The following is a 15391-nucleotide window of genomic DNA, read 5'->3' on the forward strand; positions in this document are numbered from 1 at the left end:
GTCAGTCCTCCACGTACTCGAGGCCGGCCGCTGCCAGCGGCTCGCGCATGCCGTAGAGGTCGAGCCCCAGCACGCCGTCGCGGAACTTCTGGCGCTTCGATTCCTCGTTCGCCTCGCGGAGAGCGGATGCCTCGGCCACGGCTCCGACGAGCTCACGCGGGACCACCACGACGCCGTCCACGTCGGCGACGACCACGTCGCCGGGGTTCACCACGGCGTTGGCGACGACGACCGGGACGTTGACCGAACCGAGGGTCGCCTTCACGGTGCCCTTGGAGTTGATGGCTCGCGAGAAGACGGGGAAGTCCATCTTCTCGAGGTCGGCGACGTCGCGGACGCCGCCGTCGATCACGAGCCCCTTGCAGCCGCGCGCCGTGAGCGAGGTCGCGAGGAGTTCGCCGAAGAAGCCGTCCTCGCTCTCGGTCGTGCAGCCGGCGACGATGACATCGCCTTCCTGCACCTGCTCCGCGGCCACGTGGAACATCCAGTTGTCGCCCGGCTGCAGCAGCACCGTGACGGCCGGACCGCACAGCTTCGCACCGGTGTACGCGGGGCGGATGTACGGCCGCAGCAGCCCGACCCGGCCCATCGCCTCGTGGATCGTCGCGACACCGAACTGCGACAGGCGCGAGACGTCGGCCGGGTCGGGGCGGTCGACGCGGGTGCGGACGATGCCGAGGTTGTTCAAGCGCTGCGTCATGGGTTCTCCAGGGTGGGGCTCAGAGGCCGCGCGCCACGAGGGCGCGATTCAGGCGCGGGTAGACGCGGCGCGCGTTCCCCTCGAAGACGGCACTGCGCTGCGCGTCGTCGAGGTGGGGCGTCGCGTCGACGTACCGCTTGGTGTCGTCGAAGTAGTGCCCGGTGCGCGGGTCGATGTCGCGGACGGCGCCGATCATCTCGCTGGCGAAGAGGATGTTATCGGCGGGGATGACCGTGGTGAGCAGGTCGATCCCGGGCTGGTGGTAGACGCACGTGTCGAAGAACACGTTGTTCAGCAGGTGCTCTTCGAGGTCGGGCTTGCGCAGCGCCATCGCGAGGCCGCGGAAGCGCCCCCAGTGATACGGGGCCGCCCCGCCGCCGTGCGGGATCACGAACTTCAGGTCCGGGAAGTCGCGGAACAGGTCGCCCTTGAGCAGCTGCATGAACGCGGTCGTGTCGGCGTTGAGGTAATGGTCGCCGGTGGTGTGGAAGACCGGCTTGCACGACGTGCTGACGTGGATCATCGCGGGGAGCTCGTACTCCACGAGCTTCTCGTAGATCGGGTACCAGGAGCGGTCGGTCAGCGCCGGTGCGGTCCAGAATCCTCCGGACGGGTCCGGGTTCAGGTTGACCGTGACGACGCCGAGATCGTTCACCGCGCGGTCGAGTTCGGCGAGGGTCGTCTTCGGGTCGACACCGGGCGACTGCGGCAGCATCGCGCCGGGCAGGAACCGATCCGGGTAGAGCTGCGCGACGCGCGCGACGAGGTCGTTGCAGATGCGCGCCCAGGTCTCGCTCACGGCCAGATCGCCGATGTGGTGCGCCATGAACGATGCACGCGGGCTGAAGACCGTGAGATCGCTGCCGCGCTCGTTCATGAGCTTCAGCTGGTTCGCTTCGATCGTCTCGCGGATGTCGTCGTCGCTGATGCGGAGAGTCGCCGGATCGGGAGCATCCGCGACGCCGTCGGCGAAGGCGATCTGCAGGTCACGCCACGCTCCCAGCTGCGCCGGCGCGGTCGTGTAGTGGCCGTGGATGTCGATGATCAACGCGCGGGTCCTCGTCACTGCGGAGCGGATGCTGTCGCCACGACTCTAAATCGCGCGAGGCGTGTGGTCCAATAGATTCATGTGCCGCTGCGAATAGATGGGATCGATGGATGCCGCTTCCTGATCTGAACCAACTGCGCACGTTCGTCGTGCTGTACGAACTGCGGAGTCTGACGGCGACCGCGGACCGGCTGCACGTCACGCAGCCCACCGTGAGCTACACCCTCCGGCAGCTGCGGCAGCGATTCGGCGATGACCTGTTCCACCGGCAGGGCCATGTGATGGTGCCGACGCCGCGTGCGAGCCGGCTGTTCGGCCCGCTGCACGAGGCGCTCGCGCAGATCGACGCGACGGTGAGCAGCCCGGACGAGTTCGATCCGGCGACGTTCGACGGCGAGCTGGCCCTTGCGCTCACCTCGATCGGCGAGCAGACCTTCCTTCCGCCGATCATGCCGGCGCTCGCGCAGGCGGCGCCCCACCTGCACTTGAAGGTCGAGCGGCTCGACGCGGACCTGGTCGCGGACGGCCTGCTGCGCGGAACGATCGACCTCGCCGTCACCGTGTCGCTGATGGAGTCGCCGCATCTGTGGCGCACCCCGATCCGCAGCGTCGAGTACGTCGCGCTGTCGTCGGAGGCGTACCCGTTGCCGACGACGGGCCCGCGCATGTTCGAGGGGCGCCGGTTCGTGCGGGTCTCGGCCCGCGGCGGACACGTCTACCCGCTGCAGGCGATGATCGAGCAGGGGCTGATGCCGCAGGTGAAGCTGACCGTCGAGGAGTACGCCACCGTTCCCGCCGTCCTGGAGGCGACCGATCTCGTCGTGCTCCTCCCGCGGCATGTCGCCGACGTCTTCTGCGGCTGGTTCCCCGGGCTGCGCATCGCCGAACTGCCGTGGCCCGCGCGCAGCACTCCGGTCGCGATCTACTCGCGCGGCGAGGCGAGCCTGTCGCCGGCGCAGCGCTGGTTCCGCTCCGTGATGTTCGACGCGGTCGCTGCCGGCGAGTACCGCGTGGCGTAGGCCCGTTGCGCTCGACCGCGCCGGGCGAGGGGTCAGTCCTTGCGGCGGTTCCAGCTCGCCTTGGCCGGGGCGAACGGGCTCCGCACATGGATCGACCACGTCGAATGCGGGTGCACCGTGAGGATCGCGCGCTCGAACCACGCCTGGGCGTCGTCGGAGAGCCCCGGGAGCACGGCATCCTTGTCGACGTCGTCCTGGGGGCGAGGACGCAGTGCCTTCCACGTCAGCTGGACCTCGGGAGCGCCCGTCGGGATGCCGTCGATCTCGAGCACCGCGCGATCCCAGGGCAGCTGGAGGCGCGGATCGCGGCGGTACATCCACGCGGCATCCGTGCCGTCCTCGACATTCAGCTGCAGCACCCACGCTCCCGTCTCGTCGTCGCGGATGCGGATCGGCTGAAGGTCGGTCTCGAGGTCGGCATCGGCCCACGCCACGACCGCGTCCTGGCCCGCCGGCGCCCACGCGCTGAATCCGGAGGGGAGAGCCTCGATCAGTGCGCCGAGGTGGGCGGGCGTCGTGCTGACGTCCGTATTCGGGCGTTCGCGGATGCTGCGCCCCAGCCAGTGATCGAGGGCAGCCCCGCCCGACAGCCACCAGCGCGCAGAACTCGGCCCGAGCAGATCCGCGGCGGCGCGGGCCGGCAGCGGGACCCAGGGCGTCGCGGGATCCGGCGCGGGTGAGGACATGCACCGAGGCTACTGCCGCCGCGGAAGGCTCGGGGCGCGGCTCGGTGCGGGTCGGTGCGGTTCGGTGCGGTTCGGTGCGGGTCCGAGCGGCGCACGTCCGCGGGGCCGCAGCGCGCGGGTGCGCGGAACGACGACGGGCGGCGCGGCACGACCGCGACCCGTGCGATCCTTGGCGCATGGCCAACTCGCCCTCCGGCGACTCGATGACCGAGCGCATCGTGCGTGTGCTCGAGACGTTCACGGCCGAGCGTTCGATGCAGTCGGCCTCCGAGATCGGACGTCGCGCGGGTCTTCCGTCGTCGACGGCTCACCGGATGGTGGACGAGCTCGTCGACGCGGGCCTCCTCGAGAGGGACGAGGACCGTCGGGTGCATCTCGGCATGCGCCTGTGGGAGCTCGCACTGCGCGGCTCGACCGCGCTGCGGCTGCGCCAGGCCGCGCTTCCGCACATGGAGCAGGTGCAGGCCGACATCGGCGAGCACACGCAGCTCGCCGTGATGGAACAGGACGAGGCGCTGTTCCTCGAGCGCCTCTCGCATCCCGACGCGGGCGCCAACATCACGCGCGTGGCCGGCCGGCTTCCCCTGCATGCGTCCTCGTCGGGGCTCGTGCTCCTGGCGCACGCTCCCGCCGCGGTGCGCGAGCGCGTGCTCGCCGGGCCCCTGCGGGCACTCGCGCCCGAGACGGTGACCGATCCTGCGCGCCTGCGACGACTGCTCGCCGACGTGCGGCGCGCCGGGGTGGTGGTCGCACCGGGCTCCGTCGAGGCCGTCTCGACCGGCGTGGCCGTGCCGATCCGCGACGCCGGCGAGGTGATCGCAGCACTCTCCGTCGTGCTCCCCCGCGAGACGGCTCCGGATGCCGCGATCGCGGCCCTGCGCGCGGCTGCGACGGGGACCGAGGCGGCGCTGCGCGTTGATCGACGCTGACGCCCGCCTCACCTCTGCCCTCCACGTGTCTTGGCGACTGATGGAGGGACTACGGTGACTCCCGTTGAATGGGAGCATGCCCCGGGCCGGCGAGCGGCGGTCGACACTGGGATGCAGCATCCGCCTGCCGTCGAGGGAGACGACCATGTCCACCATCCGCACCCGTGTCGCCATCGTCGGCGCCGGCCCCGCCGGGCTGCTGCTCTCGCACCTGCTCGCGGCATCCGGCATCGACTCGATCGTGATCGACAAGCGCAGCCGGGAGGAGATCGAGTCGACGATCCGGGCTGGCATCCTCGAACAGGAGACGGTGCGCGTGCTCACCGAGTCCGGCGCGTCGGACCGGGTGAACACCGTGGGGAGCCGCCACGACGGCATCGAGCTGCGCTTCGACGGTCAGGGTCATCGCATCGACTTCCCCAGTCTCACCGGTCGTGCCGTGTGGCTCTATCCCCAGCACGAGGTGCTGAAGGACCTCATCGCGGCGCGGCTTGCTGCCGGGCAGGACATCAGGTTCGAGACGAGCGCGGTCCGCGCCGAGGCTGTCGATTCGGATCGGCCGGTCGTGACAGCGACGAGTCTCGACGGCGAGGAGCTGCGGATCGAGGCGGAGTTCGTCGTCGGCGCTGACGGGTCGCGCAGCGTCGTGCGCGAAGCGGTCACAGGCGCCTCGCGGGAAGGCGGATTCTTCCGCGAGTACCCGTTCGCGTGGTTCGGGATCCTGTGCGAGGCGCCGCCCAGCGCCCATGAGCTGATCTACAGCAACTCGCCCGACGGGTTCGCGCTGATCAGCCAGCGCAGTCCAACGGTGCAGCGGATGTACTTCCAGTGCGACCCCGACGCAGACCCGAACGCGCTGTCGGACGCGCAGATCTGGGACACGCTGCAGGCGCGCGTTCCCGGCACGACCCTGGCCGAGGGGCCGATCTTCCAGCGGGATGTGCTGCGGTTCCGCAGCTTCGTCGCCCACGAGCTGCGCCGCGGACGTGCCGCCCTGGTCGGCGACGCGGCCCACACCGTGCCGCCGACCGGCGCGAAGGGCATGAACCTCGCGGTGGCGGATGTCGTGCTCCTCGAACGCGCGCTGCGCGCACTGCTGCTCGACGACGACGAGCGCCTCATCGACGGCTACGCCGAGCGGGCGCTGAAGCGCATCTGGAAGGCGCAGCACTTCTCGTGGTGGATGACGAGCATGTTGCACGTCACGGCCGAGGCATCCGACTTCGACCGCCTGCGTCAGCTGGGCGAGCTGCGCTCGGTCGTGGAGTCCGTGGCGGGTCAGACGTACCTCGCCGAGGCCTACACCGGGTGGCTGCACGAGGCATGACGACCGCACGGTGAGGCGGCGCGGGAGGCGAGTCGCCTTGCGCGCGTGGAGCCGTCGCCGGCGGTGAGCCGCGTGGCGTCCCGAACCCGGGCGAGCGCCCGCTCGCGCACGTGGGCCCGTCGCCGGCGATGAGCTGCGTGCCGTCGCGAACCCGGGCGAGCGCCCGTTCGCGCACGTGGAGCCGTCGCCGGCTGCGTGCGCCGCGTGGCGTTCCGGGGTCAACGCGAAGGGCCAGCGTCCGTCGCGCGTTCAGCCGTCGCCGGCGGTGCGCCATGTGGCGCGCCGGCCACAACGCATTGGCCGACCTTCCTACATACCCGTCCCGCCGCTGCGGGCGTGCGCTCTCGTTCATCCGCTGCGGGCGGCGTGGTGTGTGGCGTGGTGTTGTCGGAGGCGGGTGGGTGAGGTGGTGGTGGGTCGCCATCGGCCGGTGGTGTCCCACCAGGAGGGGCCGCGGATTTCGGGGATGCCGTTTCGCATGCGGATGGTCCAGCCGCTGGTGTCGAGGGTGCGGTGGTGGTGCCAGCACAGCAGGACACCGTTGCGCACACGTTCGTAATATGACCGTATGAACAAGCCCCGCTCGGCAGCGATCTACGCGCGCATCTCGTCGGACCCTACCGGGCAGGCTCTCGGTGTGCAGCGACAGCTCGAAGACTGCCGCAAGCTCGCAGAGGATCGCGGATGGACGGTGGCCGCGGAGTACGTCGACAACGATGTGTCCGCGTACTCCGGGAAGCAGCGCCCGGAGTATGCGCGGATGCTGACCGACATTCGCGACGGGCTGCGCGATGCCGTGCTGGTTCACAACATGGACCGGCTCACACGGCGACCGGTTGAGCTCGAGGAGTTCGTGGCCGTGTGCGAGCGGGCGGGAGTGCGCCAGGTCAACACCGTGACCGCGGATGTGGATCTCGGGACCGATGACGGTTTGTTCATGGCGCGGATCTTCGCCGCGTTCGCCGCGAAGGAGTCCGGGCGGAAGTCGGAGAGGCTACGACGTAAGGCCCGCCAGAACGCCGAGCTAGGTAGGCCCGGTGGTGGAGCGAATCGCCCCTTTGGATACGAGGCCGACAAGATCACCGTCAACCCCGTCGAGGCCGAGATCATCCGCGAAATCGCGGGACGCTACATCGCGGGCGAGTCGGCGCGGTCGCTGGCCGCGGAACTCGAGGAGCGCGGCATCCCGACCTCGAGCGGCGCCGCCTGGCGATCAACGACCGTGCGCGGCATCCTCCGCGCACCCCGGATCGCGGGCCTGCGATCGCACCACGGGGAAGCGGTCGCGGAGGCGATATGGGAGCCGATCATCACCCGTGAGCAGCACGAGCAGATCATGGCCGCGTCAGCGACCAAGCAAGCCGCAGGACGCAGAGCGCCACGCCGCTACCTGTTGTCGGGGATGCTCAGGTGCGGGAAGTGCGGCGGCAAGCTGTTCTCGTCGGCACGCGGCCAGGAGCGACGGTACGTGTGCATGTCCGGGGCGGACCACCGGGGATGTGGCGGCATCACGGTTGCCGCCCCACCAGTAGAGGAATGGCTGACCGCAGCGGTGCTTTACCGACTCGACACTGCGGACATGCAGGCCGTTCTCACCGGGCAGCGTGCAGACGACGCACGGCACGGGGAACTTGCCGCCGACCACGACCGGCTACGCGCCCGAATGGAAGAACTTGGGCAGATGTTCGCAGAAGGCGAGATCTCACGCCTGGAATGGAAAGCGGCCCGGGACCCGCTCGAGCATCAGATCACCGCGACCGACCAGCAGATCGCGCGGCTTGCCGGATCGAGCACACTCGAAGCAATCGTCGGGCAAGGCGTCGCCCTCACCGCGGGGTGGGAAGGGATGAACCTCGAGCGACAGCACGCGATCATGCGTGCGGTGTTGGACTACGCGATCATCATGCCCGCGACGAAACTGGGACGGTTCGATCCCGAGCGGATCAGCCCAGTGTGGGTGCTGTAGGACCCGCCGGCCTCCGCGGGTCCCTCCGGGATCCCGCTGCCGGCCCGCCGGGTCCGAGCAGCGCCCGCACACGGTCGAGGACGGTCGAGTCCGACACGTGCACAGGTACGCCCTGCGCTTCACAGGTCCGCGTGACCCAAGCGGCCAGGGCGACCGGATCCACAGCGCCCATCATCGACCCCACTGCGCCCACACCGTGGGAGGCCCCTGCCAATCGTCCGCCTGGGATGAGTCCCAGATCTCGTGCGGAGTGTCGCCAAGGTGCTCTGATGCTTGATTGAGCACGTCTCCACGACTTGGGCCGGTGAACCGGATCTGGGCTGGTTGGAAGCCCTGCGCGACGTCGTATCGATGCGCGCCGAGATCGCGAGTGTCCGCGTCCGCGAAAGTCTTCGCTACGTACTTTGCGAGATAGCCACCCGCGATCCGGGCCTCCGAGAGCGAAGACGATCCGACAGGCAGATTGCTCAGCAGTTTGATCGAGATGAACCCGTGGGCCCAAGCATCCTCGATCATCCGGCGCTTGATGAAGCGTCCCACCGCGAAGTGCGCGTGCAGGCCATGACCGGACGGATGCCACTCCGGCACCCACGCATACGGGAGCGGATCACCACCCAGCCGAGCCCGCAGATCGCGGAAGAACTCGCCCAGGTGTTCACGGATCAGCGCAGGATCATGGTTCCCGTCACCGCGGTACGTGAGGGTCCCGAGTCGGTTGAGCACGTTGGCCGCGCAATAGCGACGGAGCTTCGTGCGGGCACGACGAGCAGCCTCCGATGCCGCACGTTCGGGATCAACTGCGTCACCGCGCGCGACGTAATCGGGGACACGGCGCGTAGACGCGCGAAACGATCCACCGCCTTCAGCCGCTGCGGGAACGAGAGTGAAGGACCACCCCGCATCCATGCGAACGAGCGGAGCCAGATAGGAGGGTGACTGGGAGACCACGAGCGACCTGTTCTGAGGCGTGCCAACAAGGGCGGCCCAACGGGTCGTGTAGTTTCGCGCGATTATTTCCAGACACTGGCCGAGTAGTGCCGCGCAGCCCTCCCAAGCAAGGGCTCCTCAGTTTTGGTTTCGCTCGCTAGGACTTGGGTACGGTCTCCATCAGCACGAGCTCTGGCTCAGTCAAGCAGAATGCTGAACGTTTCGTCAAGATGCGTGCACAATGCATAGCCAGGCCTTCCAGATCATGCAGATTCAGCGATATCGCTTGAGCAATCAGTACGCGTACGCGGACTGGACCACAAGGTCTGCAACGAACGCCGCGAGGATCGTGAGGACGACCCCTGCGAGCGCGATCGGCCACGTCCTCCAGCCCTGGCGTCGCCACACGATTAGTGCGGCAAGCGTGAGTGCGGTAATGAGAGCGACCGCAATCACGAGTGCAACGCTCGCTGCATAGTCGAGCTGATAATCGCAGCGACGACTGCAGCCAACGGAGTACATCCCCAAGAACCACACGTAGAACAGGGCGAACGCTGAGACCAGGATCTGCGGCACGATCAGCACGCCGACCACGATGTCGTATGGGGTGTCGCCGGTTGCCTTGGACCGATCAGAAGAGACCATGGCGACAGTATCCATCGTCTAGCTTCGGCACCCTCGCGTCGACGTAGCCGACACGCGAGGGGGTGATAGGAAGGGCCGGATCAACGGACCGCGGACGGGTGAGCTGCCGCGGAATCGCTGCGCGATTCCTTGCCGCCGACGGGCTTGGAAAAGTTCCGAGTTACGTTGCAGATTCAAGTCAAGCGGGCGCTTCGCGCCCCGCTGTCGAGATTCGATCGAGCGCCTTCTTCAGCCGGGCGTCGAACACCGGAATCTCGTCTGCTTCCTGATTCGAGATATACACGTCGCGGACAGTGTCGGCGACTTCAGCTATCGCCCGTCGCGACTTCTTGCTGTTTAGATCCACCGTTCGATCGCTGAAGTGGAGGTCCGGGACGGCGTCTCCGACTACCGCATCAGCCGCCTCCCAAGTGAGATTGTCGCTCTCCTCAAAGTCGCCCATCTTCGCGAACGCTACTGCCGTCACCGCGCACCGCACGGACTCCTGCTCCCGCCAGTTGGGAGGCAGCGTGAGCGTTGCAAGGGTTTGCACCAAAGTCTTCAGCTCCGAATCCTCGACTAGCCCTTGAAAGAGCGCATTCGCGATGAGCACTGTCCGCCGTTGATCTAGCGCCCACGACTGATAGAGCAGCACAATGCAGCCAGCCAGGACCAGGCCAAATTCCAGCAGGCCGACCCAGAAAGTCAGCTGTAACGCGATTGCCAGACCAATCCCCAGGAGCGGCAGCCACACGCCTCGCCGAAAGTTCCGCTCGGCGCGAAGTCGGTCGTATTCCTGATACTGATCGGGATTGCTCTTCCAGAGCTGCAAGGCCGTAGCGTCTAGTCGGCCCAAGATCTTGGCGGACTCATAGTGGAGGGACATCGTGGCCGGAAGCCCCGCCTTCACATACGCACTGGTGACTGCATCGCTGATGGGAGCAAGGTATCGGCTGACATCAACCCGTTTACGCACCCACATGAAGAGCGCGCGCGCCGCCCTCCCATCGGGAACATCCGCCCGAGTCTCGGCCCGAACGAGAGGTCGCAACAGCAGCTTTCCGAAGTAGGTAGACAGCGGCTGCGTGGCGAGCCCAACGAGATACGCCGCAAAGGCGAGACCGCCGAAGACGTAAACGACAGGGACAGCGCGCAGTGCCTCGGCTACCCACTTCAGGCCGGGGAAGAGTCCCGCCAGGTCGGACCAATTCGGCACCGCAACAAGGAAGACGCACGTCATCCACATTGCGCCGATCGACAGTGGAGTACGCGCTTCCCGAATACCCGGCATCACGGCCGACAGTAGGTTCACTCAGACCCCTTAGTTTGCAGCCGACGTCCATATGCTACGAGAGGGCGTATTCACAACTTGCACCGTTGTCGGTGTGGGTGGGTCCGCCGTGGGCGTGTTCGTGGACGTGGTGGATCTCGCACCATGCGGCCGGGACGTGGCAGCCGGGGATGATGCAGCCGCCGTCGCGGAGGGTGATGGCTTTGCGCTGGTGCGGCCCGAAGACCCGGTCGATGGTGTGGATCGCGCGGATCCGGCCGGTCTGGTCGCTGGTGACGCGTTGGATCGTGCCGGTGCAGGCGACGTGGCGGGCCACGGTGAGGGGGACGGGTTCGTCACAGCCGTCGAGGTGCGCGTGCCCGGTCCCGGTGCGCAGGTCCTGCTCGGTGACGGAGACCACGAGCGTGGGGGCGGCGCCCCCGATCGTCGGCGCTTCGGCGGAGCGGGCCGCGACCGTCAGGATCGTCGCGAACGCGTCGTGCTGCCGCTGCACCCGGGTACGCGGATCAGCCTGATCCTCGAACGGCGCCTCCCGGTCATCCCACCCCGCCGGCACCCCCGGCACCCCCGCGTCGTCGACGACGGTGTCGACGGCGGTGTCGACGACGGTGAAGTGCGGTCCGGTGGGTGTTTCGGGTCCGTCGCCCTTGGGGTTGAGGATGGCGTGGAAGAGGGTTTCGAGTTGCCCGGCGACTTCGGGCAGCAGCTGCCCGCGGATGGGGACCAGTCCGTCCCGGCACACCCCGAGGGTCAGTCCTCGTTTGCGCAGCGCCCGGGTCTCGCGGGGTTCGGCACCGTCCTGGTCCAGGAACATCGCCCACACCTGCGCCTGCACCCGCAACTCATCCGCGCCCGGTGGTGGTGCCCCATCGCACCCGGCACCGCGGGCGGCCGCGGCCAGCTCCGCCTCGGCCGCCCGCCGCGCCTGGGCCGCACACCCCGCCCCGTCCAACGCAGCCACCACCGCGGCGAGCCCGTCGACCCCGACCGCTCCCGAGGCGAGCGCCTCACGCATCGCCGGATACGCCGCGGGCAGCACCTCGCCCGTCGTCGGCGCGACCGGCTGGGCCACCGCGCCCGCGCCGCGCAGCACCTCCGCGACAGTCCGGGACGACTGCCGGGTCACCCGCTGCACCAATTCCTTCACCGACCGGCAGCCGTGCACGGTGGTGATCCGCTCCGCGTGCGGCGCAGCATCCGCCCGCACCACCACCTCACCCACCACCCCCACCAGCACCGCGTCGACCAGCCGTGAGACCGCGGCGACCTGCGCCAACAACCCCAACAACTCAGGATCGTCCGCTGCGCGCAACCCGGCACCGTCGAACACCCCGGTGGCCGCGTCGCCAAGCAGGCGTTCCACCTGCTGCAGGGTGTCGGCGAGGGCGTCCATACCTCCGAGACTGCCACCCACCACCGACATCCGAACCCCAGAAAACCCCCAGATCAACAAACCAAAGCAAACCTGTGGACAACCCGATTCCCACTCCCCTGTGGAGGAACCGACACACCCCAGAGGAGGTCGCCGAGGCCCATCGCGCCGGCCGGAATCGCATGCCCGAATCGGCGAGCCCCGACGCCGCGAACGCCTCGGCGAGCCCCTCGGCGAGCCCCCGACGCCACCAATGCCCCGGAGCCCGCCAGCGCGAACGCCGCGCCTGCGCGAACGCGCCGAAGACCCCGGTTCCAATCGGCGCCACAACACCCCTCACCCCAACGCGCCCTTACCGCCCAGCGCATCTCCACCACCCCGATCCCCCGACACGGAAGGGAACCCGAGCGAATCCCGCTCGGGGCGATCTATCTCGCGGTCATCACCCGAGGTTTCCGCCGGTACCCGCAGGCGATCCACGAGGACGAGGAGATCGGCACGCTCACGCACGGCGGGGCAGAGGTGAGCGCCACGCGCGCTCCGTGATCTCTCCCGGCCGCTCAGCCGGAGAAGGCGATTCTGCGCAGCAGTTCCACCAGCACCGCGCGATCATCGTCGGCGAGCTGCGAGTGGAGCGCGCGCTCGGCACCCAGCACGGCAGCGCGCGCTTCGGCGAGCAGCGTGCGTCCTGCCGCCGTCGCCACGACCACATTCGCGCGACGGTCTCGCGAATCGGGCCGCCGTTCGACGAGTTCGCGCCCCTGCAGGTCGTCGACGAGCGCGACGACCTGGCTCGGGTCGAGGCGCAGGTGGTCGGAGATCTCGCGCTGCGAGGGCCCCACCGCTTCCGCCGCCATCGAGAGCACCGAGTAGGAGCGCACCCGCAGGCCGAAGTCGGCGAGGGCGGCGTTGCCGGCGGCGATCGACAGCGCGTTGGCGCGCGCGATCAGGAAGCTCAGATCATCATCGAGGCGGGTCGTCGACTCTCGCTCGTCGGTCCCTGCGCTCGTCATGCGTCGATGGTAGCAAGGATGAGTCTCGCAATCATTGACTTTCTCAATCATTTTATGCTCCAATGGTCTCGTCACCGAGAGGACCCCCATGTCACTGCAGGACAAAGTCGCCATCGTCACCGGATCCGGCCGCGGGCTGGGCCTGGCCTACGCGCAGGAACTGGCGCGGCAGGGAGCATCCGTCGTCATCAACGACGTCGACGAGGCCACCGCCGCCGAAGCGGTCGCCTCCATCGAGGCACTGGGCGGCCGCGCGGTCGCCGTGGTCGCACCGGTCGGTCCGACCGAAACCGCCCAGAAGCTCGTGGCCGCCGCCGTCGAGAGCTTCGGCCGCCTCGACATCCTCGTTACCAACGCCGGCGTGCTGCGCGACACCGTGCTGTGGAAGATGAGCGACGACGACTTCGATACCGTCATCACCGTGCACCTCCGCGGCACCTTCACGTGCGTGCGCGAGGCCGCGACCTGGATGCGCGAGAACGAGGTCGCCGGCCGCATCATCTGCATCGGCTCCCCCACCGGTCAGCGCGGCAACTTCGGCCAGACCAACTACGCCGCAGCCAAGGCCGGCATCGTCGGCATGGTCCGCACGTGGGCGCTCGAGCTCAAGCGCGCCGGCATCACCGCGAACGCCGTCATCCCGGTCGCCGCCACCGCCATGACGGCGACCGTCCCCTACTTCGCCGCCGCCGTCGAGGCCGACGCCGCCGGCGAGCCCATGCCCGCCTTCTTCCGACACGACCTCGGCTTCGGCACCTCCGACGACGTGGCCGGGCTCATCGCGTACCTCGCATCGGACGCCGCAGCCGGCATCACCGGCCAGGCGATCGGCATCGGCGGAGACCGTCTGCAGCTGTGGTCCCACCCCGAGGCCGTCTTCACGACCTACCGCGAGGGCGGCTGGTCGTCCGAGGCGCTCGACGAGGAGGCCGCCGAGATCTTCGACGGCCGCCAGCAGTCCGTGGGCGAGAAGTTCCCGCCGCTTCCCGCCGAGCTGGAGCGCCCGAAGGCCTGATCTTCGGATGCCGCGGACGAACCCGAACCCCGCGGCATCCGAATCCACGACAGAGACGAGAACCCGCACATGACGCGCTACGAACCGGCGATCGACGTCGACGCGCTGACCGCGATCGACGTGCACGTCCACATCGAGGTCGACGGACACGGGCACCACTCGCTGCCCGGAGACCTCGTCGACGCCGCCTCGACCTACTTCTCCGCCGACGGGCCGAGGCCCGACCTCGACTCGGTCGCGGCCTACTACCGCGAGCGCCGCATGGCCGCCGTCGTCTTCACCGTCGATGCGGAGACCCAGCTCGGGCACGCGCCGATCTCCAGCGACGAGGTCGCTCAGGGCGCCGCACGCAACAACGATGTGCTGATCCCGTTCGGTTCCGTCGATCCGCGGCGCCCCGACGCCGTCGACCGCGCGCGCCGCCTGATCGACGACTCAGGGGTGCGCGGCTTCAAGTTCCACCCGACCGTGCAGGGGTTCGACCCGAGCGACGAGCGGCACTACCCGCTGTACGCAGTGCTGCAGGATGCCGGTGTCCCGGCACTCTTCCACACCGGCCAGACCGGGATCGGCGCGGGTCTCCCCGGCGGCCGCGGCCTGCGGCTCGGCCTCTCGAACCCGATCCTGCTCGACCCGGTGGCCGCCGACTTCCCCGACCTGCAGATCATCATGGCCCACCCCTCGGTCCCGTGGCAGGACGAAGCGCTCTCGGTCGCGACCCACAAGCACAACACCTGGATCGACCTGTCGGGCTGGAGCCCGAAGTACTTCCCGGACTCGCTCGTGCGCGCCGCGAACTCGTACCTGAAGACCCGCGTGCTGTTCGGCAGCGACTTCCCGCTGCTCACCCCCGACCGGTGGCGCACGGACGTCGAGCAGACCGCGCTCAAGCCGGACGTCATGCCGGGAATCCTCAAGAACAACGCCGTGCGCCTGCTCGGCCTGGCGTCCTGACCGAACGGAGCACCAATGACCACCACCATCGCCTACGACGCGATCTCCGGCCTCGCCGGCACCGACCTCGGCTGGTCCGAGTGGCTCGAGGTCACGCAGGACCGCGTGAACCTCTTCGCCGACGCGACCGACGACCACCAGTGGATCCACACCGACCCGGAGCGCGCGAAGGACGGGCCCTTCGGCGCCGCGATCGCGCACGGGTTCCTGTCGCTGTCTCTCGCGGTGAAGTTCTGGACCGAGCTGCTCGACGTGACCGACGTGACCACCAAGGTCAACTACGGCCTCGACAAGGTGCGCTTCATCTCGCCCGTCACGGTCGGTGCGCGCGTGCGGATGAACGCCGTCGTCGCCGAGGTGACCGAGATCCCCGGCGGGTACCAGCTCGTGGTCGACCAGACGATCGAGATCGAGGGCGGCTCGAAGCCGGCCGTGGTCGCACGCGGGCTGTACCGCTTCTACGCCTGACGCCCCGGGGCGGGCGAACCGTCCGCCCCTCCCCTATCCTCGCCTCGGACGC

Annotated in this window: 15 protein-coding genes; 7 read left to right on the top strand and 8 right to left on the bottom strand. The window is 68.8% G+C overall.

Annotated elements, in window-relative coordinates; translation table 11 throughout:
- Nucleotide 1: 1 nt before the first annotated feature.
- Both ligK and OL358_RS04060 read right to left on the bottom strand, forming a co-directional pair.
- On the bottom strand, nucleotides 2–700 hold the full coding sequence (gene ligK, locus OL358_RS04055; RefSeq protein ID WP_264708653.1) for a 4-carboxy-4-hydroxy-2-oxoadipate aldolase/oxaloacetate decarboxylase: 699 nt from the start codon (nucleotides 698–700) through the stop codon (nucleotides 2–4).
- A gap of 19 nt (nucleotides 701–719) precedes the next feature.
- Complete coding sequence (locus OL358_RS04060) at nucleotides 720–1748, bottom strand: amidohydrolase family protein (RefSeq protein ID WP_319805441.1); 1029 nt, start codon at nucleotides 1746–1748, stop codon at nucleotides 720–722.
- A gap of 110 nt (nucleotides 1749–1858) precedes the next feature.
- Here OL358_RS04060 and OL358_RS04065 point away from each other — a divergent pair, with 110 nt between their 5' ends.
- Nucleotides 1859–2767, top strand: coding sequence for a LysR family transcriptional regulator (locus OL358_RS04065; RefSeq protein WP_264708655.1), 909 nt, complete (start codon nucleotides 1859–1861; stop codon nucleotides 2765–2767).
- Between the two features lie 32 nt (nucleotides 2768–2799).
- Here OL358_RS04065 and OL358_RS04070 read toward each other — a convergent pair whose 3' ends face one another.
- Nucleotides 2800–3453, bottom strand: a complete 654-nt coding sequence (locus OL358_RS04070) for a hypothetical protein (RefSeq protein WP_264708657.1) — start codon at nucleotides 3451–3453, stop codon at nucleotides 2800–2802.
- Nucleotides 3454–3629: 176 nt separating this feature from the next.
- Between OL358_RS04070 and OL358_RS04075 the strand changes: the two genes are divergently transcribed.
- From OL358_RS04075 to OL358_RS04085, 3 genes are all read left to right on the top strand, one after another.
- A complete protein-coding gene (locus OL358_RS04075; protein WP_264708658.1) occupies nucleotides 3630–4382 on the top strand; it encodes an IclR family transcriptional regulator in 753 nt (250 codons plus the stop codon).
- A 145-nt stretch (nucleotides 4383–4527) separates the two neighbouring features.
- On the top strand, nucleotides 4528–5709 hold the full coding sequence (locus tag OL358_RS04080) for a 4-hydroxybenzoate 3-monooxygenase (protein ID WP_264708659.1): 1182 nt from the start codon (nucleotides 4528–4530) through the stop codon (nucleotides 5707–5709).
- A 568-nt stretch (nucleotides 5710–6277) separates the two neighbouring features.
- Nucleotides 6278–7675, top strand: coding sequence for a recombinase family protein (locus OL358_RS04085; protein WP_264708660.1), 1398 nt, complete (start codon nucleotides 6278–6280; stop codon nucleotides 7673–7675).
- Between the two features lie 171 nt (nucleotides 7676–7846).
- Here the strand turns inward: OL358_RS04085 and OL358_RS04090 are convergent, their stop codons facing one another.
- From OL358_RS04090 to OL358_RS04110, 5 genes are all read right to left on the bottom strand, one after another.
- Nucleotides 7847–8581 (bottom strand): hypothetical protein, encoded by a 735-nt coding sequence (locus tag OL358_RS04090; protein ID WP_264708661.1) that lies wholly within the window; start codon nucleotides 8579–8581, stop codon nucleotides 7847–7849.
- 315 nt (nucleotides 8582–8896) lie between these two features.
- Nucleotides 8897–9247, bottom strand: coding sequence for a hypothetical protein (locus OL358_RS04095; protein ID WP_264708662.1), 351 nt, complete (start codon nucleotides 9245–9247; stop codon nucleotides 8897–8899).
- A 178-nt stretch (nucleotides 9248–9425) separates the two neighbouring features.
- On the bottom strand, nucleotides 9426–10538 hold the full coding sequence (locus OL358_RS04100; RefSeq protein WP_264708663.1) for a hypothetical protein: 1113 nt from the start codon (nucleotides 10536–10538) through the stop codon (nucleotides 9426–9428).
- Nucleotides 10539–10572: 34 nt separating this feature from the next.
- On the bottom strand, nucleotides 10573–11910 hold the full coding sequence (locus tag OL358_RS04105; RefSeq protein ID WP_264708664.1) for an HNH endonuclease signature motif containing protein: 1338 nt from the start codon (nucleotides 11908–11910) through the stop codon (nucleotides 10573–10575).
- A gap of 539 nt (nucleotides 11911–12449) precedes the next feature.
- On the bottom strand, nucleotides 12450–12902 hold the full coding sequence (locus OL358_RS04110) for a MarR family winged helix-turn-helix transcriptional regulator (RefSeq protein ID WP_264708665.1): 453 nt from the start codon (nucleotides 12900–12902) through the stop codon (nucleotides 12450–12452).
- A gap of 88 nt (nucleotides 12903–12990) precedes the next feature.
- Here OL358_RS04110 and OL358_RS04115 point away from each other — a divergent pair, with 88 nt between their 5' ends.
- The 3 genes from OL358_RS04115 (at nucleotide 12991) to OL358_RS04125 (ending at nucleotide 15339) form a co-directional block, all read left to right on the top strand.
- The gene (locus tag OL358_RS04115; RefSeq protein WP_264708666.1) at nucleotides 12991–13917 is read left to right on the top strand and encodes an SDR family NAD(P)-dependent oxidoreductase; all 927 of its coding nucleotides are present in this window, start codon (nucleotides 12991–12993) and stop codon (nucleotides 13915–13917) included.
- A gap of 69 nt (nucleotides 13918–13986) precedes the next feature.
- Nucleotides 13987–14871, top strand: coding sequence for an amidohydrolase family protein (locus OL358_RS04120; protein WP_264708667.1), 885 nt, complete (start codon nucleotides 13987–13989; stop codon nucleotides 14869–14871).
- Nucleotides 14872–14886: 15 nt separating this feature from the next.
- Complete coding sequence (locus OL358_RS04125) at nucleotides 14887–15339, top strand: MaoC family dehydratase (protein WP_264708668.1); 453 nt, start codon at nucleotides 14887–14889, stop codon at nucleotides 15337–15339.
- Nucleotides 15340–15391 lie beyond the last annotated feature (52 nt).

The sequence above is a fragment of the Microbacterium sp. SSM24 genome, from assembly GCF_025989145.1.
Taxonomy (GTDB): domain Bacteria; phylum Actinomycetota; class Actinomycetes; order Actinomycetales; family Microbacteriaceae; genus Microbacterium.

Excerpts from the sequence above, each read along its gene's own strand:
- OL358_RS04085 (WP_264708660.1), top strand. The coding sequence starts at position 6,278 with ATGAACAAGCCCCGCTCGGCAGCGATCTACGCGCGCATCTCGTCGGAC.
- OL358_RS04105 (WP_264708664.1), bottom strand. The coding sequence starts at position 11,910 with ATGGACGCCCTCGCCGACACCCTGCAGCAGGTGGAACGCCTGCTTGGC.
- OL358_RS04090 (WP_264708661.1), bottom strand. The coding sequence starts at position 8,581 with ATGGATGCGGGGTGGTCCTTCACTCTCGTTCCCGCAGCGGCTGAAGGC.
- OL358_RS04065 (WP_264708655.1), top strand. The coding sequence starts at position 1,859 with ATGCCGCTTCCTGATCTGAACCAACTGCGCACGTTCGTCGTGCTGTAC.
- OL358_RS04095 (WP_264708662.1), bottom strand. The coding sequence starts at position 9,247 with ATGGTCTCTTCTGATCGGTCCAAGGCAACCGGCGACACCCCATACGAC.
- OL358_RS04075 (WP_264708658.1), top strand. The coding sequence starts at position 3,630 with ATGGCCAACTCGCCCTCCGGCGACTCGATGACCGAGCGCATCGTGCGT.
- OL358_RS04120 (WP_264708667.1), top strand. The coding sequence starts at position 13,987 with ATGACGCGCTACGAACCGGCGATCGACGTCGACGCGCTGACCGCGATC.
- OL358_RS04125 (WP_264708668.1), top strand. The coding sequence starts at position 14,887 with ATGACCACCACCATCGCCTACGACGCGATCTCCGGCCTCGCCGGCACC.
- OL358_RS04070 (WP_264708657.1), bottom strand. The coding sequence starts at position 3,453 with ATGTCCTCACCCGCGCCGGATCCCGCGACGCCCTGGGTCCCGCTGCCG.
- OL358_RS04080 (WP_264708659.1), top strand. The coding sequence starts at position 4,528 with ATGTCCACCATCCGCACCCGTGTCGCCATCGTCGGCGCCGGCCCCGCC.
- OL358_RS04110 (WP_264708665.1), bottom strand. The coding sequence starts at position 12,902 with ATGACGAGCGCAGGGACCGACGAGCGAGAGTCGACGACCCGCCTCGAT.
- ligK (WP_264708653.1), bottom strand. The coding sequence starts at position 700 with ATGACGCAGCGCTTGAACAACCTCGGCATCGTCCGCACCCGCGTCGAC.
- OL358_RS04115 (WP_264708666.1), top strand. The coding sequence starts at position 12,991 with ATGTCACTGCAGGACAAAGTCGCCATCGTCACCGGATCCGGCCGCGGG.